Below are 19,722 nucleotides of genomic sequence, written 5' to 3'. Positions count from 1 at the left end.
GCCATCCGCATCAATGACGGAGATCATCCGCAGGAAACCACCACTCATGAGCATTCCGCTGCTGGAATCGTCCACCACGTCCGACGTTCTCGACGAGCTCGACCACCTGCTGATCACCGCGCTGCAGACCTCGCCGAGGGCCCGGTGGGAGCAGATCGGCGCGGCCGTCGGCGTGGACGCCTCCACCGTGGCGCGTCGCTGGAAGCGGCTGACCGAGGCCGGTCACGCCTGGATGAGCTGTCATCCCGCCGGGATCGGCCCCACTCCGCCGACCGTGGCCGTCATCGAGGTCGACTGCGTCTCCGGGAGCCTGCACGAGGTGGCCGCCGCCATCGTGGACGACCCGCATCTCATCACCATCGACCACGTCACCGGCTCACGGGACCTGGTCCTCACCGCGGCGTTCCCCGACCAGGCGGCGCTCGCCCGCTACGTGGGCCTCCGTCTGGAGGCGCTTCCCGGGGTGGCCGCGACCCGGTCGCAGATCGCCTCCACCGTGCACGCCGTCGGCAGCCGCTGGCGGCTGGACCGGCTCGCGCCGGGAAGCCGGGAGAACCTGGCGCAGGAGGCGTCCGGCGGGAGTGCCGGCATCGGCCGGGGCCTGTCCTCCGCCGACGACCTCGACCACCGGCTGCTCGCCCTGCTGGCGCAGGACTGCCGGCAGTCGGTCGCCGCCCTCGCCAAGAGCAGCGGGGCCAGTGCGAGCACGGTACGGCGGCGGCTCGACCGCTTCCACCGCGCGGACGCCCTCGTCTACCGCTGCGAGGTGGCGCGGTACCTCTCCGGCTGGCCCGTGGCGGTCACCTTCTGGGGCGTCGCGCCGCCCGACGCGACGGCCCGGATCACCGCGCAGCTCATCACCCAGCGGGAGACGCGCCTCTGCGCCTCCCTCTCCGGGCCGCACAACCTGCTGCTGACCGTCTGGCTGCGCTCCGTGGAGGACCTGCCGTCCTTCGAGACCCGCCTGTACGCACGCTTCCCCGAACTCACCGTCGCCGACCGGGCCGTGACGCTCTGGCCCCTCAAGCTGGCCGGTCAGATCCTCGATCCGCGGGGCCGCCGCATCCGGGGCGTACCCGTCGCCTTCTGGCACGACCCGGCCGCCGAGCGCTCGGAGGCGGACCTGATCCGCCGACTCGCCACGCCGCGCCCGGAGCCGGCAGCGGCCCGCTCGGGGGACCTCAGTCGTCGCTCGCCGTCAGCGTGAGGGCGAGGCGCTCCAACAGGCCCGCGAGGTCGGCCCGTTCGTCCTCGCCGAGGCCGAAGAGGAGGCGGCTCTGGTTGTCCAGGTGGACGGCGATGAGTTCGTCGGTCAGGGCGACGCCTTCGGCGGTGAGGGTGATGAGCCGTCCGCGCGAGACCCGCGACGTCGCCATGCCCGGCGCCCTGGCCGGCGTGGTCTTCGCGGTCGACACCGTACTGGTCGCCGCCCTCGGCGTCCCCGCCGCCCGTCTGACCTCACGCGGCAGACGAACCCGCACGGCCGCACTGGGCGCGACCGTCTTCGCGCTCTCGTTCGCCGCCTCCGCCGTCCTTCCCCGGCTGGTCCACGGCGCGGGCGCCCTCGTCGAGCAGCTCGCCGCCGACCCGGACCCGGGGGTGGCCCGGCGGATCGCGGCCCGCCCGGAAGCAACCCCCGAGAACCTCGCCGAACTGGTGGAGCGTCACGGGCCGGCGGTTTTCAGCGCCGCCGCCCACCGCCCCGGCTGCCCCGCCGCCCCGTTGCACCGCATGGCGGCGCACCCGACCACCGGCCGCCGCGTCCTGAGGGCCGTCGCCCGTCACCCGGCCGCGCCCGCGGAGGCGCTGCCGCTCTGCCTGGCGGCCGAGGACCCGGACGTACGGCGGTACGCGGCCACCCACCCGACCCTCCCGGTGCCGGTCCTGGAGTCCCTGCTCCACGGTCCCGACGAGTCGCTCGCCGGCGCCGCCGCGGAGAACCCGGCGCTGCCGGTGACGCTGATGGAACGGCTCGCCGCCGAATGAGCCGACACCCCGGACACGGTCCTCCTCCTCCGGGTTCATCCGCAGCGGTACGTGAAGGTGCCCTCCGCCGCGTGGGGGGACGGGGACGTGATCACCAGGCGGGCCACGGCGTGGTGGGCGCCCCGGCCCTGGAAGGTCCACAGGAGGTGGAGGCGGGCCTCCTTCCGGCCGCGGGGCAGGGTCTCGTGCAGAGGGGCCGAGCGGGTGCCGTCGCTGCGTTCCCAGTGGTACGTGAGGGTGCCCGGGCGGCCGTCGGTGCGTACGACGCCCAGCACGTTCGCCGTGCCGTCACAGCCGAGCGGCCCCTCGGGGGCGGTGACCGTGACGGATCGGACCGCGACCCCGGGGCCGTACTCGCGCCAGGCGAGGAAGGCCAGGACGACGAGCAGGATCACGGCCGCGGGCGCGTACCGGCGTGCCCGGCGCGTGCGGGGCCGAGCGGGTGGCGGGGCGCCGGGCAGGGTGCCGTGCCAGATCTGGGCCGCCGTCGGGGTGTTCTCGGCGCGGCGGGCGGCGGCCGCGGTCACCCCCGGGCCGAAGCGCAGCACTTCGCCCTCGACGCGGTCGGGCGTCGGGTCCGGTGTCGGGCCCTCGAACCAGTGGCTGCCCAGTTCGGTGGCGCTGTAGTCGTCGTCGTTCATGCGATCACACACCGCCGGATGAAGATCTGCTGGAGGGAGCCGCCGTTCGCGGCGGCGGGGTCCGTGGTCGCGCGCACTCCCCAGTAGCAGCCGGTGCCCCGGACCGTGTGCGGGAGCGTGAGGGTGTACCGGTCGGCCCCTTCGCGCCGGACGGTCTCCGAGCCGTCCGGCGTGCCGGGCGTGTCCTTCTCGTCACTGGTGAACCATTCGACGAGGAGCGTCACCGGTCCGGTTCCGTCCGTCGTGATCTCGACGGTGGCTTCCGCGTCCGTCGGCCCGACCTGGCGCAGGCTCGTGACCGACACGGCCGTGACGGAGACCGGAGGCGTCGTCGGTGGCGTCGTGGGCGGTGTCGTGGGTGGGGGCGGTGGCTCAGTGGTGGTGGGCGGGGGCGGTGGTGTCGTGGTCGGCTCGGTCGTCGGTGGGAGGTCGGGCGTTTCCGAGGACGAGGACGGGGACGGGGAGGGTTCCTGGGTCGTCGGAGTCGGAGTCGGAGTCGGTGTCGTGCTCGGGGTCGGTGTCGGTGTCGTGCTCGGGGTCGGTGGGCGGACGCTCGGTGACGTGTTCGTCGTCGCGACGGCCTGGACGGCCTCGTCCCCGGCCGCCTCCTCTCCCCCGGCCCGTGCGGCGAGGGCGAGGAGGAGCGCCAGGACGAGGGCCGCCGCGGCCGCGGGCAGCCCGTGGGGGATGCGTCGCCAGAGGCGTGGCGACGGTGGGGGCAGGGTCGTCGTGGCGAGCGCCGTCGTGCCCTGGGCCGTACCGCCCGAGGAGGGGAAGAGCAGCGGCAGGAGTGCGGCGAGCGCCGCGAGCCGGCCCCGTCCTCGTTCCTCCCAGTCCGGTCCGTACGCGGCGGTGGCGACCGACTCCAGTTCGCTGACGAACGCGTCCGCGTTCTCCGGCCGTTCGTGCGGGGCCTTGGCGAGGCCGCGGCGGATGAGCGGGCGCAGCGGTTCCGGTGCCTGTCCGTCGGGTACGGGCGCCTCCAGGTGCTGGAGGGCGAGCTCGGCGAAGTTGTCCCCCGAGAAGGGCTTGCGTCCGGTCAGGCACTCGAAGAAGGTCGCGGTCGCGGCGTACACGTCGGCCGCGGGCGAGGCGGGGGCGCCGTTCCACTGCTCGGGTGCCATGTAGGCGGGCGTCCCGGCGACGCCCGGGCTGCTGTCCCGTCCGGTCGCGATCCCGAAGTCGACGAGTTTGGAGGACCCGTCGGCGGCGACGAGGACGTTCTCGGGCTTGTAGTCGCGGTGGACGACGCCCGCCCGGTGCGCGGCGGCGAGTCCGAGGAGCGAGCCCTTGAGGACCGCGAGGGCGGCCTCGGGGCCGGTCGCGCCTTCCCGGGCGAGGAGGGCGCGCAGGGCGACGCCGTCCACCAGCTCCATGACGATGGCCGCTCCCCCGGGCGCCTCGACGTACTCGTAGAACCCGACGACGTGCGGGGTGTCGAGGGCACCGAGGAGCCGGGCCTCGGAGCGGAAGCCGCGGACGAACGCCTCGTCCGAACGGAGCCGCTCACCGAGGTACTTGACGGCCACCGGTACGCCGGTCGCGTCGTGGGTGGCCAGCGCCACGCGTCCGCTGCCGCCCGCGCCCAGCTCTCGGGACTCCGTGTACCCCGGGACCACCCATGCGCTCATCCCCGTCCCCCTTCGGCGCCGCGGCAGCCTTCCTCCACAGGGACAGATTCTGGCCACGGGCCGGTTCCCGGCGAAAGGGGCGAACAGAAAAAAAGGGGGATGGCCCCCACGGTGTGGGGGCCATCCCTCGCGGTTCTCACCGCACGATCACGGCGTCACCTTCAGCAGCTTGTTCGCCGTGCCGGAGGAGGCGTTCTTGATGGCGTCCGGCGTGGCCGCCCCGGTCAGCGCGGCGGCCGTGTCGGCGGGCGTCGCCGTGGGGTGGGCCGCCAGGTAGAGCGCCGCGGCACCCGTCACGTGGGGCGTGGCCATGGACGTCCCGGAGATGGTCTTGACGCCGGTGTCGCTGTCGTTCCAGTCCGACGTGATGTCCGATCCGGGGGCGTACAGGTCCACCACCGCACCGAAGTTGGAGAAGTCCGACTGCTCGTCGTCCTTGGTGCTGGACGCCACGGTGAGCGCCTCGGGCACCCGGGACGGCGAGCCCTGGCCGGCGTCGGAGGACTCGTTGCCGGCCGCGACGGCGAAGGTCACGCCGGAGGCGATGGCGCGCTGGACCGCCGCGTCGAGCGCCTCGTCGCCGCCGCCGCCGAGGCTCATGTTCGCGACGGAGGGCCCGGAGTGGTTCTTCGTCACCCAGTCGATGCCGGCGACGACCTGCTCGGTGGTGCCGGACCCGTTGTCGTCGAGCACCCGTACGGCGACGATCTTGGCCTTCTTGGCGACGCCGTGGGCGGTGCCGGCGATGGTGCCCGCGACGTGGGTGCCGTGGCCGTTGCCGTCGTCGGCCGTGTCGTCGTTGTCCACGGCGTCGAAGCCGTGGGCGGCCCGGCCGCCGAAGTCCTGGTGGGTGATCCGGACGCCGGTGTCGATGACGTACGCGGTGACGCCCTCCCCTCCGCCGTCGGGGTAGGCGTACTTCTCGTCGCCGGCCGTCTCGGCCTGGTCGATCCGGTCCAGGCCCCAGGACGGGGGCTTCTCCTGCGTCTCCTTGATGCTGAAGCGCTTGTTCTGCACGACGGTCCCGACCGCGGGGTCGGCGGCGAGCCGCTTGGCCTCCTGGACGGTCAGTCCCGACGCCGAGAAGCCGTTGACCTTCGAGCCGTAGGAGCGCTGGAGGGTGCCGCCGTACTTCTTCGCGAGCTCCGCCTTGTTCGCGGATGCGTCGAGGATGACGACGAAGCTGCCGTCGACGGCGCCGGGGGCGCCGAGTCCGTGCACGGTCCCCTCGGCCGGGGCGGCCGCCCCGGCGAGGTTGCCGGCGAGCAGCGCCGTGACGGCGGCTGCCGCCACGCCTGTGGCTATGGCCGCGTAGCGAAGACCGTGGGATCGCTTGTGAGTTGCCATGAAAGAGGTTCTCTCCTCGTGTTGACGTGTGGGGCGTCAAACGTTCGAGAGAACCCTGTGCGGATTGGCAGGAGCAAATCAAGTGCGAACCGGGGGTACGGGGTTCTTCAACAAGGTTTCTGAATAGGCTCTCCGCATCGTCTCCACGTCGCACACGCCGCGCCGCGAACTCCTCCGTGAAATGGGCACGTTCACCGAAGAATCGAGCGATGCGGCACTCGGCGGGGAGACGGTGTCCCGTCAGCGACGCGGATCGGCGCCGAGGCGGGTGTTGAGGCGCGCGGCCTGACGGGTCAGATGGTCGCGCTCCAGGACGTCGGTCGCCTTCCTCGCCGCCTCGGCGTACAGACGCGCCGCCGTCGTGAGGTCACCGGCGCGCTCGTGGAGGTACGCCGCCACCGCCGCGTACCGGGGCAGGGAATCGTCCAGCTCCGCGAGGGCCGCCAGGCCGGCGCGCGGTCCGTCGGCCTCGCCGACGGCGACCGCGCGGTTGAGCCGGACGACCGGGCTGTCGGTCAGGCGTGTGAGCTCGTCGTACCACTCGACGATCTGCACCCAGTCGGTCTCCTCGGCCGTGGGGGCGTCGGCGTGGAGCGCCGCGATGGCGGCCTGCGCCTGGAACTCGCCGAGGCGGTCGCGGGCGAGGGCCGCCTGCAGGATCTCGACGCCCTCGGCGATCGCGCCGGTGTCCCACCGGCCGCGGTCCTGCTCGGCGAGCGACACCAGGCTGCCGTCGGGCGCGGTCCGGGCGGCGCGCCGGGCGTGGTGGAGCAGCATGAGGGCGAGGAGCCCCGCCACCTCCGGGTGGTCGATCGCGGCCGCGAGCTGCCGGGTGAGCCGGATGGCCTCGGCCGCGAGGTCGAGGTCACCGGAATAGCCCTCGTTGAAGACCAGGTAGAGGACGCGCAGCACGGTGGCGACGTCGCCCGGGCGGTCGAACCTTCCCCGGGCTCCCGGCTCCGTGCGAGCGGGGGAGACCCCGAGGCCCGAGACCGTGCGCTTGGCCCGGCTGATGCGCTGCGCCATGGTCGCCTCGGGCACCAGGTAGGCCTCGGCGATCTGGCGGGTGGTCAGCCCGCCGACGGCGCGCAGCGTGAGCGCGACCGCGGACGACGGCGTCAGGGACGGGTGGGCGCAGAGGAAGTAGAGCTGGAGCGTGTCGTCCACCGTGGGCACGGGCCCGGGCGCCGGTTCCTCGTCCACGAGGTCCTCGCGCCGTCGCCGGGCGGTGTCCGCCCGGGTCGCGTCCAGGAACTTGCGCCAGGCCACGGTGACCAGCCAGCCCTTGGCGTCGCGAAGGGGGTCTCCCCTGCTCGAGCGCAGCCGAGAGCTTGGGGAAAGATCGGTCGGCCAGACGCGGACCGCCTCGACCAGCGCGTCCTGCACGGCGTCCTCGGCCGCCGCGAAGTCGGCTCCGCGGCGGACGAGGACGGCGAGGACGCCCGGGATGAGGCTCCGGAGCAGGGCCTCGTCCATGTCAGTGGCACTCCGTGATGGTGGGCGGCGCGGCCATGAGCGGGCGCAGTTCGAGCCACTCGTGGATCGGCTTTCCGCCGGCCCCGGGGGCGGCCGAGAGCTCTCCGGCGAGCTCCAGGGCACGCTCGTAGCCGTCGACGTCGATGATCATCCAGCCGGCGATGAGGTCCTTCGTCTCCGCGAACGGGCCGTCGGTGACGGGTGGGCGCCCCTCGCCGTCGTAGCGGACCCACGTTCCCTCGGGGGCGAGCCCCTGGGCGTCGACGAACTCGCCGGTCTCCTCCAAGCGGGCCGCGAAGTCGTGCATGAACTGCACGTGGTCCGAGATCTCCTCCGGCGTCCACTTCTCCATGGGGACGTCGTTGGCCGGAGCCGGGGCGCCTCGGTAGTGCTTCAGCAGCAGGTACTTGGCCATGATGTTCTCCTCGGTCCTCGTGCGGCCCATTCTGGTCGCTCTCACACCGGGGACGGAGCAGGGCACGGGTTCTCGACATAGGCCGCCGAATTATTTTTTCGGGGCCCGGGACGCGGTTCGTCAGGGCGTGGTCGTGGGCTTGCCCAGGTACCAGACGGGGCCGGGGTCGTCCACGGGGAGCAGCCGGAAGCCGAGGCGGTCGTAGAACGCCCGGGCCGGGGTGTTCGCCCGCGCCATGCAGAGGTGCACGGCCGGGACCCCGTGCCGCCGCAGGGCCTCCAGGAGGGTCCGTACGAGGGCGCGCCCGTGACCCCGGCCCTGCCAGGCGGGCAGCAGGTCGATGTGGAGGTGGGCGGGGAAACCGGTCAGTTCCTCGCGGACCATCCGCTCCGGCGTGTGCAGCAGTCCGGTCATCTCCTCGGCGGGCGTGCGGGCCGCCCCCGTGGGCGGCGGGTACCGGTCCGTCACGCCGGGCAGCCACTCGGTGCGGAACCGCGCGGCGAAGGCCGCCGTGTCGGGAACGCCCAGGACGTATCCGACGGCGCTGCCGGCACCGTCGTCCAGGACGAAGGCGAAGTCGGGTTCCAGCTCGACGTACGGGTAGGCGAAGATCGTCGGCATCAGTTCCGGGTCGGGGTACAGGTGCGACGAGTCCCCGCCCTCGTGCGCCGTCCTGACGCAGATGTCGCCGAGCGCGGTGCGGTCCGAGGGCCGGTACGGACGGATGAACGGTTCGGTCGTCATCCGGTGCACCCTGCCACCTTGGGAGCGCTCCCGCAGGGTTTTTCGCCGGTCGGGAGCTCACGGCGCCGGCGCAGCGGGGAGAAGAGCACCGGCAGGAAGCTCAGGCAGAGGAGAGCTCCACCGGCCCAGAGGGCCGTACGCGGCGAACAGTGCGCGCCGATGGCGCCGGCGAGCGCGGCGGCGACGGCCATCGAGCCGGTGAGAAGGAACCGGAAGGTGGCGTTCATACGGCCGAGCAGATCGCCCGGCGTCAGACGCTGACGGAGGCTCACGCCCAGGACGTTGGCCGCCCCCGTCCTCATGGCGAACGCGACCCATCCGGCACCCGCCGCCCAGAGCCAGGCTCCCCGGTCCATCAGGGGGACCAGGAGGCCCGCCGGGGACAGGCACAGGTCGGCCACGACCAGCCCCCGGCCGTGGCCGAACCGGTCGGCGAGGGGACGGGCGCAGCGGGCCCCGAGGAAGAGCCCGATGCCGCCGGCCGCCCAGAACAGACCGAGCGCGCCCGCCGACAGGCCGAGTTCACGGGTGAACACCACGGGGAGCATCGTGTTCACCATGACCGTTCCGAGGTTCCCGACCGCGCCGGTGAGCGCGAGGGCGCGCAGCTCCGCGTGGCCCAGGACGTGACGCAGTCCCTCGGCGATCTGCGCCCGCAGATCCGGCGCGCGCCCGGAAGCGGTCCCGGCGGGGGCCGCGGGAGCCTCGGGGACGGTCCCGGCGGGGGCCGCGAGGGAGGTCCCCGCGGGAGCCTCGGGGGCGGTCTTCGCGGGATCCGGGACGGCCATGTGCGCGTCGCCGCGTGCCATCCTCAGCAGGCGGATCCCCGAGCCGAGGTGGCCGACCGCGGCGCAGACCACCGCGAGCGGTGCTCCCAGGAGCTGCACCAGCGCGCCGCCCGCGCCCCGGCCGGCCACGTTGCCCGCGGCCATCAGGCTCACCAGGGCCGAGTTCGCCGGGATCAGGACGGCGGGCTCGACGAGCCGGGGCAGGGCGCTCTGCGAGGCGACATCGAAGAGGACCGTGGCGACCCCGCTCAGGAACACCACCGCGCACAGGCCGCCGAAGGTCAGGACGTCGAGCCACCAGGCCACCGGGATCCACGCGAGCAGCGCCGCGCGCAGCAGGTCCGCCACGATCAGGACGGTGCGGTGGCGCATCCGGTCGACCCACGCGCCCGCGGGGAGGCCGATGAGCAGGAACGCCGCCGTGCTCAGGGAGGCGAGCAGGCCGACCCGGCCGGGACCGGCGTCCAGGGCGAGGACGGCGACCATCGGGACGGCGAGGTAGGAGACGTTCGTCCCGAGAGTGCTCAGGACGGACGCGGAGAACAGGACGCGGAAGTCCTTGGTGCTCCAGGGGGACGGGGTGCCGTGGGGAGCCCGTGCGCGCCGGGAGACCCGCACGCGCCGGGAGGCGGGGAGGAAGGTGGGCATGTCCGGTACGGTGGCCGGTCCTCGCAGCCCGGAGCCAATGTTTTAGCCTCACGTGAATCCGAGGAACGCGGGCAGGCCAGGAAGGGCAGGGGGTATCGGTGCTGGAGATCGAGTTCTCCGCCGAGGACGTCGCGCGCACCCGCTTCGCCATCTCGCCGCTCTGGGAGGCCGTGGCCGGAGCCCGGGTGCTGGCGGGGGCCGACGAGCAGGCGCTGCACCGGCGGTGGGCCGCGCAGGTCCGCGCCCGGATCGCGGCCGCGCGGCTCGATCTGACGCCGCTGACCTCGCTGGTGCCGGTGCCCGCGCCCTCCGTTCCCGGCTTCCTCTGTCCGCCGCCCAGCACGTCCGGCCCGTCGCTCGCCGTGGAGCTGGCGGCGCTGCGCGCCACCCCGCACGAACGGCTCCGGGCCTCCGCGCGCGAGGCGCAGCCCGGCGTGGAGGCGCTGCGGGCCGATCCGGAGCGCGGGCTCGGGCGGCTCGCGGAGGTCATCGCGGCCTTCTGGGAGCTCGCGATGGCCCCGTACTGGCCTCGTGTCCAGACGCATCTGGAGGCCGACATCCAGTACCGGGCCCGTCGCTTCGCGGAGGGCGGGACGCGGAGCCTCTTCGAGGACCTCGAACCCCGACTCGCCTGGAAGTCGGGCACGTTGAGCGTCGAGCACCGTTTCGTGCACGGCGTGCGCAGGCTGGACGGGCGCGGACTGCTGCTCGTGCCCTCGGCGTTCGTGTGGCCCCGCGTGTTCTCGACGACGGACCCCGTCTACCAGCCGGCCCTGCGCTATCCCCCGCGCGGCATCGGCACCCTGTGGGAGGCCCCGCCGGAGTCGGCCTCCCGGGCGCTGTCCGGGGTCCTCGGCCGGTCGCGCGCACAGCTGCTCGCGGAGCTCACCGCACCGGCCTCGACGACCGACCTGGCCGGGCGCACGGGTCTGACCGCCGGCGGGGTGTCGCAGCACCTCGGCGCCCTGCGCGCGGCCGGTCTCGTCTCGGCCCACCGGGCGGGCCGGTCCGTGCTGTACGCACGCACGCGCGTGGCGGAGGAACTCGTCGCGGGAGCGGGCCGGTGACAGTGTGGGACGCGGGCTTGCAGTTGCCGTTGCGGCAGCTTCCACCGTCCTGACCAGGCCCGGGGAGACCGGACCGTGACGCACTCGTGCGGGAGGCGGAGACGGACCGGCCGATCGCGGAGGTCGCCCGGATGTCGGGCGTGACCGCCCGGACCCTGCGGCGCTACGACGAGATCGGCCTGCTGCCGCCGGCCCGGACCGGCGCCAGTGGTCGCCGCCACTACGAGGAGCCCCGACTGCTGCGCCTGCAGCAGATCCTCGTGCTGCGGGCGCTGGGGGGTGTCTGGCACTTCCCCGTGGAAGAAGGAGCGGCGTCCGGCGCGTGCGATCGCAAGGCGCCGGAGAGTCCTCGTAGCGGAGCTACCAGGGCTTTTCGGCAACGCGGCGAGCGTGCGTGCCGGACGCCGCGACGCCGCGGGGGATTGCCAGACACCCCCTGGGCGTGGGGCTGCCGGAGATCGGCCGGATCCTCTCCGAGCAGGTGGACGAGGTGGAGGCCCTGCGCGGCCACCACCGGCGGCTCCTCGCCGAACGGGACCGGCTCGACGCCCTGGCCGACACCGTCTCCCGCACGATCGTAGAACTGGAGCGGTCCAGGAAGGACGGCACCTCCATGACCGCGGTCCACCCGCCCGAGAACCTGTTCGAGGGCGTCCGGCCCTCCCCGTACGAGGAGACCCTGCGCGACGTCCCGGAGCACGCCGAGGCGGTCGCCCACCGGATCGCAGCGATGACCCCGCAGGACGTCGAGGCCGGACGGCGCGAGCGTACGGTGCGGATGGTCCGGCTCGCCGAGCTGATGGCCGCCGGCCTGTCGGCCGACGCCCCGTCCGTACAGGCCGAGACGGACGCCCAGTACCGGGCCCTGACGGAACTGCGTGCCGTCTCCGTCGAGGAGTACCGCGCCCTCGGCCGCTCCTGCGTGGACGACGAGCGGTGGCGCGCCGCGTACGAGGCGATCGCTCCGGGGCTCGCCGCGTACCAGCGCGACGCCGTCGAGGCGTACGCCGCGGCCGGGCTGGGCTGGGACGGGACGGGGCCGCTGCCGGGGAAGGGACTCCTCGGCGGCGGCCCTCGCCTTCGCGGCGGCCCGGGACCGGCAGCGGGAGGTCACCGCTGGGCCAGGCTCGCCGTCGCCGACGGGGTCTGGGCCCCGTCGCGCGGTACGGGGACGTGCGGACGGGGCCCCGGTGTCGGCGCGCCGGCCGTCGTCGCGGCGAGATCGAGGGTGGCGAGGAGGAGGCGCAGGGCACGGCGGGCCTGCGGGGCGTCGAGCCGGGCTTCGAGGTCCGCCAGGGCGCGCCCGGCCCGGTGCCGGGCGCGGCCGCTGTGTCCGGAGCGGTGGTCGGCGAAGGCGCGGGCGTAGTGGGCCAGCGCCGTGGCCCAGGCGTCGTTGGCGCAGCCGGGCTGCGCGAGTGCCCGGCGGGCGGTGCGGGCCGCCGCCGCGGGGGCGCGGTGGGCCTGGACCACGGCCAGGGCGGCGAGGCTCACGGCGGGGGACGGGCCCCAGGGAGCGCCGCCGGGCGTGGTGTCCGCCGCCTGCCGGTAGTACTGGGCGGCCGATTCGGGGTCCTGTCGCTGCCACGCCAGGGTTCCGTGCACGTGGGCGATGTGGCCGAGGAGGGCGTCGTCGCCGGCGAGCACGGCCGCGGGCCAGGCGAGGGAGAGCAGCTGGTGCGCCGTGCGCGGGTCCCACGCCGCGCTGAGCCAGGCGGCGAGCCATCGGCCCCGTGCCACGAGCGGGCTGTCGGCGGGCAGCCGGGGCAGCAGTCCGTGCAGGCGGTCGCTGCCTTCTCGGGCGTGGTCGTGGACCGCCCACCAGAACCACAGGTGGAGCATGGCCTCCAGGGCCGTCTCGGCGTGGGCGGCCCCGTCGCCCGCGCGGTGCACGAGGGCCATCAGGTCGTCGTGTTCGTCCTGGACGGTCTGGAGCGCCTGTCGCTGCAGACCGGTGTTCCACAGGGTCTCGGCGACGGCCGCCACACCGCGGAAGTGGACGGCGTGCCGGTCCCGCGTCATCGGCCGCTCGCCCGCCGCCGCGAGCCGTTCCGCACCGAAGTCGCGGGCGGCCCGGGCCATGCGGTAGCGGGGCGGGCGCACCGCGCCCGCCTCCCCCAGCGTCTGGAGCACGCCCGTGGCGCTCAGCATCGCCAGGGCGGGAGGCACCTCGTGTGGTGCGAGGTCGGAGCCCAGGCACACGAACACCGCCGCCGCCTCCGTGAAGGGCCCGGTGAAGACGCTGAGCCGGCGCCAGACCTTGCGCTGGGCCGGTTCGCACAGGGCGTGGACGGCCCCGATGGAGGTGCGCAGCGTGCGGTGCCGCAGCAGGAGCGGGTCCGGGTCGGACAGCCGGCACTGGCCGGTTTCGAGGTGGGCGGCCAGCTCCTCCATCGTCCACTCCCCCAGTCGGCCCGCGGCGAGTTCGAGTGCCAGGGGGACGCCCTCGAGCAGCCGGCACACCCGGGCCACGGCCGCCGGGTCGGGTTCCTCGGTCCATCCGCGCTCCCGTGCGCGGGAGACGAGGAGCTCCGCGGCGGGCGACGCGCCCGGGCGGCCCGGTGCCGCCTCCACGGGCAGCGGCGCCAGTCGGATCACCTCTTCGTCCCCGAGGCCGAGCGGTCGCCGCGCGGTCGCCAGGACGCGTACCGCCGGCTGGGCCATCAGCAGTGTCTGGACCAGGCCGATGCATTCCGTGTGGACGGGGTCGACGTCGTCCAGGAGGAGGAGCACCTCGCCCGCCGGGACGGGTCGGGCGGGCGCGGCGAGCTCCGTGGGGGCCGGATCCCAGGACAGGCCGGGGCCGCTGGGGGCTCCGGCGACGCCCCAGGACAGGCCGGCGCCGTTCAGGGCCCGGGCGACCCGCGCGGTCAGCGCCCGGCGTCCGACGGGGATCCCGTCGTGCCAGCGCACCCGCACCACCGTCCGCGCGGGGCCGTCGGGGGGCGGCGCGAGGGCGGCCAGGGCCAGCCGGCTCTTGCCCGTCCCGGCCGCTCCGGTCACGGTGACCAGCCGGTGCCCGGACACGGCGGCCCGGAGCGCGGCGAGTTCGCCGTCACGTCCGACCAGGGCGTGACCGTCCCGGAAGCAGTCCACGAACCGGGCGTCGTGTCCCTGGTCCCGATTCCACATCTCCGGCACCGCGCACCATCCAGATCTTCGCTCTCGCCATCGACCCGCCGAGCTCGGGAGTCGATACAGAACCCGCAGGTCCCGGATGCAGAACCGTCACTGCACCGGGCGTCACGGCAACCCCAACGCGCTCCCCCGTCCACGGGTGGCGCGGACGGGGGACGAACCACCCGTCGCAACGAACGGAGGAACACATGACCGACATGACGCCCCCTCGCGCGCCACCACGGCCCACAGACGCCGACGGCCGCGGGCCCGGCCGGAGATTTCCCGCCCCCGGCCGATCCGGACGCCACACTTCCACTGGCTTGAAAGCGATCTGCTTGCCGTTCCTGGCAGTTGATGATCAATTCAAGTAATCTTCCATCGCGCCGGGGGCGTCACGGGATGACCCGGGATCAGAACCTGGGGGTGCCAGTGTCCAACGCCACCATGCTCGACCTGCCGTTTCCACCTCGCAGCAACCCGAACCAGGCCTCCGTCGCGCAGCGCCACCGGGACTGGCTCCTCCATCACGAGGGCCTTGCCGTCACCATCTCCCCTCCGGCGTACGAGAAGTGGGACGTGCCCCGTCTCGCCGCGTTCACCAGCCCGGATTCCGCCGCCGACGACCTCGTCCTCGCCACGGACCTGCTCGGCTTCTACTTCCTCTTCGACGACCGCTTCGACTCGGACCTGGGCCGCTCCCCTGCCCGAGTGGCCGAGATATGCACCCGCCTGACGGGCCTTCTGCACGGGAACGGCCCCGAGCCCGGCGCCCGTACCGCCGTCGAGCAGGCCTTCGCCGACCTCTGGGAGCGCAGTGTGCGCGGCATGTCGGCCCGGTGGCTCGCCCGGTCCGCCTACAACTGGGAGTGGTACTTCGCCTGCCACCCCGCCGAGGCCGCCGGCCGGCTCACCGGGCGCCTCCCCGACCGGGAGAGCTATCTGGCGCTCCGCCGGGGCACGGCCGCCATGGAGACCCTCTTCGACATGGTGGAGCGGCTCAACCGGTTCGAGCTTCCGCAGGAAGTGCTGCACCACCCGGCCTTCCGGAGGATGCGTCAACTGGCTGCCGACATACCGTCGTTCACCAACGACGTGCACTCGTACGCGCAGGAACTCGTCCGCGGCGACGTCGCCAACATCGTGATGATCGTCCGTGAGGAGCTCGGCAGCACCCCCGACGAGGCGGCCGTCGAAGTGATGCGCGAGGCACAGACGATGGTCGACCGCTTCGTGGAGCTGTCGTCCGAAGTCCCCGAGATATGCGACCTCCTGGGTCTCGCCCCGGCCGCTCGGGAGGCGGCCCGTCGGTACGTCGACGGGCTCGCCGCCTGGATAGCCGGCTACCACCGCTGGGAGATCGACACGGGCCGCTACGCCCACTGAGCCCCGCCCCCTCCACCTCCGCCCCCTCCGGCCCTCCCGGGCTCAGGGGGCAAGGACGACCTCGCCCCCAGCCCGAGGAGACGAGGACGACCTCACCTCCCGGGCTCAGGGGATGAGGACGACCTCACCTCCCGGGCTCAGGGGATGAGGACGACCTTGCCGAGATTGCGCCGGGACTCGACGAGTTCGTGGGCGCGTGCCGCTTCGGCGAGCGGGATCTCGGCGGCGACGCGGGGGCGGAGCGTGTGGGCGCGGTGGAGTTCCCACAGCTCGTCGAGCCGGCGCGCGTACACCTCGGGCTCGCGCCGGGCGAGGGCCGCCATCTGGAAACCGATGACCGAGGCGCCCCGGACCAGCAGCTCGTACGCGTCGATCGTGCCGCCGCCCGAGCTGAAGGCGACCAGACGGCCGCCGGGCGCGAGGGCCCGCACCGCGGGGCCGAGGAGCTCTCCGCCGACCCCGTCGACGACCACGTCGACCGGATCGCCCCAGGACCCGTCCCCGTAGAGGACGACCTCGTCGGCGCCGAGGGAGCGCACGAACTCCGCCTTCTCCGCGCTGCCGACGGCCGCGACCACACGGGAGGCCCCGCCCGCCCTGGCGTACTGCAGGGCGAGGGTGCCGACCGCACTGGCCGCCGCGGTGACCATGACGGCGTCGCCGGGACGGGGCCGCCCGGCCTCGTAGGCACCGCGCGCCACCAGTCCGCTGCGGACCAGGGCCACGGCGTCGACGGCCGTCGCCCGGTCGGGAATGCGGGAGGCCATCGCCTGGTGGACCACGGACAGTTCGGCATAGGCGTGGGAGAAGCAGAGGCCGGTGACGCGGTCGCCCACGGAGAAGCCCGTGACGCCTTCCCCGACGGCGGCCACGACGCCGGCCACCTCGCCGCCGAGCGGACCGGGCTCGGCGCCCTCGCGCACCTTCCGTACGCCGGGCAGCGTGACTCCGACCGCTTCGTTGCGGACCAGCAGCTCACCGGGGCCGGGGTCCGGGACGGGGACCCCCTCGACGAAGAGGACCTCGGGGCCGCCGGCCACCTCGTACCGGACACGACGCATGGACACCTCCAGGTGCTACACGGGCAGAGGACGACGAATTCGTTGGGACCCCCAACGACTCCCACCGTAGGAGAAAGAACGTTGGGATGTCCAATGAATTCGGGATACCCTGACCCCATGGCTCCCACGGAAGACCCGCAGCACGCCCTGGCGCACATCCAGTCCCTGCCGAGCTGGCTGCTCGGCCGTGTGGCGGCGCGCGGCCGGAGCCTGGTCGCCGAGGCGATCGCCGAGGAAGGGCTGAAGCTCCCGCAGCACGCCGTGCTCGCGGCGGTGGCCTCGTACGGCCCGGTCGCCCAGGCGGACCTGGTGCGCAGACTGGGCTTCGACGCGAAGGACGTGGTCCTTCTGCTCAACCACCTGGAGGAAGCCGGGCTCGCGCGTCGGCAGCCCGATCCACGGGACCGCCGCAAGAACGCGGTGACGGTGACGCCGGAGGGCGTACGGACCCTGGAGCGGTGCGCGGAACTGGCCGAACGGGCCAACTCCGCGCTGCTGGCGCCGCTCAGCGCGGCAGAGGCCCGACGACTGGTGGAACTGCTGACCCGGGTGCACGAGGCGTAGCACCGCCCCAGGGGTGCCTTGCCGCTCAGGCCAGGCGTGGCGAGCCCGGCCTGATCGACAAGACGCCCCCCAGGGCGCGTCCAGGCTCGGAGAGGGGAGTCCGTCCGAGCGCGGACGACCGCCGCCCCCGTAGGGCGGCGAGGTGGAGTCCGGCCGCCCACGACCCCCGCCGTTCGTCGTCAGCGGACGGAACCGGTCCGCGGCCCGCGCCGTGCGATCATGATCCTTTGCCGAGTGCCGAGTCGGGGGATCAGGGCATGGACTTCGTGCTGCCGTTGGACGCTGCTGCCGCCACACTGGAGACGGCGGGGGGCAAGGGAGCGGCTCTGTCCGAGCTCGCGCGCGGGGGGCTGCCGGTACCGGGCGGGTTCCACGTGACGACCGCCGCGTACCAGGAGTTCGTCGCCTCGACCGGCGTGGCCGACCGCATACGCGCGGAGCTCAGCGCCGCATCCGGCCCGGACGCCGCTTCGGACACAGGGGCGGGCGCCCGTATCCGGGCGCTGTTCGAGGAGGGCCCGCTCCCTGTCGTTCTGGAACGGGCCGTCTCGAAGGCGTACGCGGAACTCGGTGACGGCGCGCGCACGGTCGCCGTGCGGTCGTCGGCCACGGCGGAGGACCTGCCCGACCTGTCCTTCGCCGGCCAGCAGGACACGTACCTGAACGTCACCGGCGAGAGCGCCCTGTTGGCGGCGGTCCGACGTTGCTGGGCATCCCTGTGGACCGACCGCGCCCTCGCGTACCGCGCCCGGGCGGGCATCGCGCACGAGGACGTCTCGCTCGCCGTGGTGGTGCAGGAGCTGGTGGCCGCCGATGCCGCCGGGGTGATGTTCACCGTCGACCCGCTCGGCGGGCGCGCCGACCGGCTTGTGGTCAACGCGGCCTGGGGGCTGGGCGAAGCCGTCGTCAGCGGGCTGGTCACCCCGGACGCCCTGGTCGTCGACCGGGTGAGCCTGGCCGTCGTGGAGGAACGCATCGCCGCGAAGGAGGTGATGACCGTGCCGACCGCCGGGGGCACCGCGGAGCAGCCGGTCCCTGCCGACCTGCGCGAAGCCCCGGTTCTCACCGCCGCGGAGGCCGGTGAACTGGCCCGGCTCGGACTCGCGATCGAGGAGCTGTACGGGGAGCCGCGCGACGTCGAGTGGGCGCGCGAGGCGGGTTCCTTCCGCATCCTCCAGGCTCGGCCGATCACCACGGTCGCGACGCCCCGGCCCGAGGTGTGGAACGACAGCCTTGGCACCGACTCCCTGTGGACGAGCGCCAACCTGGGTGAGGCCGTCCCGGACGTGATGACGCCCGCGACCTGGTCGTTCGTGAAGGCGTTCATGGGCGACGTCATGGTCGGCGCCAGCCTGGAGGGCCGCCCGATGTACGGGAACATCGGCGGCCGCTTCTACATGAACCTCAGCGTCACGGCCACCCTGGCGGCCGCGTTCGGGCAGGGCCGGAAGTTCGCCCGGGCCAACGAGCTCGTGTTCGGACGCCTTCCGGAGGGCGTGGCCATTCCGCTGCTGCCCGCGTCCAGGGTGCGGGTCTGGCGGGACACCCTCGGCGAAGCGCTCGCGGTGATGAGCCGCATCCGCGCGAACGGCAAGCGGTTGCCGGCGTTCCTGGAGGAGGCGCCCGCACGCTGCGAGGCACTGCGGGCCCGCGTCGCCGCGGCGGAGACCGAGGGAGAGCTGTCGGCGCTGTGGGAGTCGGAGGTGGCCCCGTACTTCCGCCGCTGCTGCCACATGCTCCAGGCCGCCACCCGCCAAGGCGGCGACGCCCTCGTCAAGGTACGCGGCACCCTGGAGTCCCTGGTGGGCGAAGAGGACGCCGACCTGATGACCACAGGACTCGGTGATGAGGGCCAACTGGCCAGCATGGGACCGCTGCTCGGCCTGGAACGGCTCGCCCGCGGCGAGACCGACCGCGACAGCTACACCCGTACGTACGGCCACCGAGGGCCGCACGAGTTCGAGGTGTCCCTCCCGCGGCCCGCCGAGGACGCGGACTGGATCGACCGGCAGCTCGCCGCACTCGGCACGGTCGAAGAGGATGCCGCACTGCGTCTCGCACGGCAGACCACGGCCCGTGCGGCGGCATGGGACCGCCTGGCCGCCGAGCACCCCCGACGGGTGGCGGGGATACGCGCCGCGGTGGACACCTGGGCGGCCTCGGCACGCCTGCGGGAAGCCGCCCGCACCGAGATCGCCCGCGTCTTCTGGCTGCTGCGCACGTTCGTCCTGCGCGCCGGCGAGGTCAGCGGGGCGGGAGAAGAATTGTTCTTTCTGTCCCGCGAGGAGATCCTCACCGTGCTCGGCGGCGACCGGGCCCCGCTCGCCGCGGTGCCGGCCCGCCGTGCCGCGTACGAGGGCTATCGTGCCCTTCCCACCTACCCGACCCTGATCCGGGGTGAGTTCGACCCGGTGACCTGGGCTGCCGATCCGAACCGGCGGGCCGACCTGTTCGACGCGCAGGACACGACGCCCGCCTCGGACGCGGTCGCGGGCTCGCCTGCCTCCACCGGTGTGGCGGAGGGCATCGCCCGGGTCGTCGCCACTGTCGAGGAGGGCGAGGTCGTCCGGCCGGGCGAGATCTTGGTGACCACGGTGACGAACATCGGCTGGACGCCCCTTTTCACGCGGATCTCGGCGATCGTGACGGACGTCGGCGCGAACCTCTCGCACGCCTCGATCGTGGCCCGGGAGCTCGGCATTCCAGCGGTGGTCGGTTGCGGCAACGCCACGACCCGGATCCGGACGGGGGACCGGATCCGCGTGGACGGCGGCCGCGGGACGGTGGACGTCCTGGAGACGGCGACCGCAGCGCCCGAACCGGTCTGATCCTGGCCGACGCCTCGACGAGTCCC

The 19,722-nt window shown here is 73.9% G+C and carries 16 protein-coding genes and 2 pseudogenes; 8 read left to right on the top strand and 10 right to left on the bottom strand.

The window, feature by feature from the left end; translation table 11 throughout:
* Window positions 1-46 precede the first annotated feature (46 nt).
* Window positions 47-1,207, top strand: a complete 1,161-nt coding sequence (locus BLW86_RS35320; RefSeq protein ID WP_093877787.1) for an Lrp/AsnC family transcriptional regulator — start codon at window positions 47-49, stop codon at window positions 1,205-1,207.
* Here the strand turns inward: BLW86_RS35320 and BLW86_RS35315 are convergent.
* Window positions 1,182-1,376 carry a hypothetical protein gene (locus BLW86_RS35315; protein WP_093877786.1) on the bottom strand — a complete coding sequence of 65 codons (195 nt, stop codon included), beginning with the start codon at window positions 1,374-1,376 and terminating at the stop codon, window positions 1,182-1,184. The two genes, BLW86_RS35320 and BLW86_RS35315, sit on opposite strands and share 26 nt — an antisense overlap.
* On the opposite strand from BLW86_RS35315, the gene BLW86_RS35310 reads away from it, so the two are divergent.
* Window positions 1,342-1,986 carry an MFS transporter gene (locus BLW86_RS35310; protein ID WP_143060310.1) on the top strand — a complete coding sequence of 215 codons (645 nt, stop codon included), beginning with the start codon at window positions 1,342-1,344 and terminating at the stop codon, window positions 1,984-1,986. The genes BLW86_RS35315 and BLW86_RS35310 overlap by 35 nt on opposite strands.
* Window positions 1,987-2,021: 35 nt before the next feature.
* Here BLW86_RS35310 and BLW86_RS35305 read toward each other — a convergent pair whose 3' ends face one another.
* The 7 genes from BLW86_RS35305 to BLW86_RS35275 all read right to left on the bottom strand — a co-directional run bounded on the left by BLW86_RS35305 (window position 2,022) and on the right by BLW86_RS35275 (window position 9,676).
* Window positions 2,022-2,627: a hypothetical protein gene (locus BLW86_RS35305; protein WP_093877784.1), complete on the bottom strand. Its 606-nt coding sequence runs from the start codon at window positions 2,625-2,627 to the stop codon at window positions 2,022-2,024.
* Entirely contained in the window at window positions 2,624-4,258 is a 1,635-nt protein-coding gene (locus BLW86_RS35300; RefSeq protein WP_093877783.1) for a serine/threonine-protein kinase, read from the bottom strand. The genes BLW86_RS35305 and BLW86_RS35300 overlap by 4 nt, the downstream gene beginning before the upstream one ends.
* Before the next feature lie 147 nt (window positions 4,259-4,405).
* Window positions 4,406-5,605, bottom strand: a complete 1,200-nt coding sequence (locus tag BLW86_RS35295) for a S8 family peptidase (protein ID WP_093877782.1) — start codon at window positions 5,603-5,605, stop codon at window positions 4,406-4,408.
* Between the two features lie 240 nt (window positions 5,606-5,845).
* Entirely contained in the window at window positions 5,846-7,081 is a 1,236-nt protein-coding gene (locus tag BLW86_RS35290) for an RNA polymerase sigma factor (protein WP_093877781.1), read from the bottom strand.
* Between the two features lies 1 nt (window position 7,082).
* Window positions 7,083-7,496 carry a YciI family protein gene (locus tag BLW86_RS35285; RefSeq protein WP_093879041.1) on the bottom strand — a complete coding sequence of 138 codons (414 nt, stop codon included), beginning with the start codon at window positions 7,494-7,496 and terminating at the stop codon, window positions 7,083-7,085.
* A gap of 120 nt (window positions 7,497-7,616) precedes the next feature.
* A complete protein-coding gene (locus BLW86_RS35280) occupies window positions 7,617-8,240 on the bottom strand; it encodes a GNAT family N-acetyltransferase (RefSeq protein WP_093879040.1) in 624 nt (207 codons plus the stop codon).
* Window positions 8,237-9,676, bottom strand: a complete 1,440-nt coding sequence (locus BLW86_RS35275; protein WP_093877780.1) for an MFS transporter — start codon at window positions 9,674-9,676, stop codon at window positions 8,237-8,239. The genes BLW86_RS35280 and BLW86_RS35275 overlap by 4 nt, the downstream gene beginning before the upstream one ends.
* A 98-nt stretch (window positions 9,677-9,774) precedes the next feature.
* Here BLW86_RS35275 and BLW86_RS35270 point away from each other — a divergent pair, with 98 nt between their 5' ends.
* The 3 genes and pseudogenes from BLW86_RS35270 to BLW86_RS35260 form a co-directional block, all read left to right on the top strand.
* Window positions 9,775-10,743 (top strand): ArsR/SmtB family transcription factor, encoded by a 969-nt coding sequence (locus BLW86_RS35270; protein ID WP_093877779.1) that lies wholly within the window; start codon window positions 9,775-9,777, stop codon window positions 10,741-10,743.
* An 86-nt stretch (window positions 10,744-10,829) separates the two neighbouring features.
* A pseudogene (locus tag BLW86_RS35265) lies at window positions 10,830-11,012 on the top strand (MerR family DNA-binding transcriptional regulator); the annotation flags it as partial.
* A 164-nt stretch (window positions 11,013-11,176) separates the two neighbouring features.
* Window positions 11,177-11,764, top strand: a pseudogene (locus tag BLW86_RS35260) (TipAS antibiotic-recognition domain-containing protein); the annotation flags it as partial.
* 89 nt (window positions 11,765-11,853) lie between these two features.
* Here BLW86_RS35260 and BLW86_RS35255 read toward each other — a convergent pair.
* Complete coding sequence (locus tag BLW86_RS35255) at window positions 11,854-13,872, bottom strand: ATP-binding protein (protein ID WP_177181844.1); 2,019 nt, start codon at window positions 13,870-13,872, stop codon at window positions 11,854-11,856.
* 411 nt (window positions 13,873-14,283) lie between these two features.
* On the opposite strand from BLW86_RS35255, the gene BLW86_RS35250 reads away from it, so the two are divergent.
* Entirely contained in the window at window positions 14,284-15,243 is a 960-nt protein-coding gene (locus BLW86_RS35250; RefSeq protein ID WP_143060309.1) for a terpene synthase family protein, read from the top strand.
* Window positions 15,244-15,380: 137 nt separating this feature from the next.
* Here the strand turns inward: BLW86_RS35250 and BLW86_RS35245 are convergent, their stop codons facing one another.
* Window positions 15,381-16,304 (bottom strand): quinone oxidoreductase family protein, encoded by a 924-nt coding sequence (locus BLW86_RS35245; protein WP_093877777.1) that lies wholly within the window; start codon window positions 16,302-16,304, stop codon window positions 15,381-15,383.
* 117 nt (window positions 16,305-16,421) lie between these two features.
* On the opposite strand from BLW86_RS35245, the gene BLW86_RS35240 reads away from it, so the two are divergent.
* Both BLW86_RS35240 and BLW86_RS35235 read left to right on the top strand, forming a co-directional pair.
* On the top strand, window positions 16,422-16,868 hold the full coding sequence (locus BLW86_RS35240; RefSeq protein ID WP_093877776.1) for a MarR family winged helix-turn-helix transcriptional regulator: 447 nt from the start codon (window positions 16,422-16,424) through the stop codon (window positions 16,866-16,868).
* 257 nt (window positions 16,869-17,125) lie between these two features.
* Window positions 17,126-19,696, top strand: coding sequence for a PEP/pyruvate-binding domain-containing protein (locus BLW86_RS35235; RefSeq protein ID WP_093877775.1), 2,571 nt, complete (start codon window positions 17,126-17,128; stop codon window positions 19,694-19,696).
* The last annotated feature ends 26 nt before the right edge of the window (window positions 19,697-19,722 follow it).

The organism is Streptomyces sp. TLI_105 (assembly GCF_900105415.1).
Classification (GTDB): Bacteria; Actinomycetota; Actinomycetes; order Streptomycetales; family Streptomycetaceae; genus Streptomyces.
Note: the sequence above shows the minus strand (reverse complement) of the source record. Positions and strands in the feature narration are given on the sequence as shown.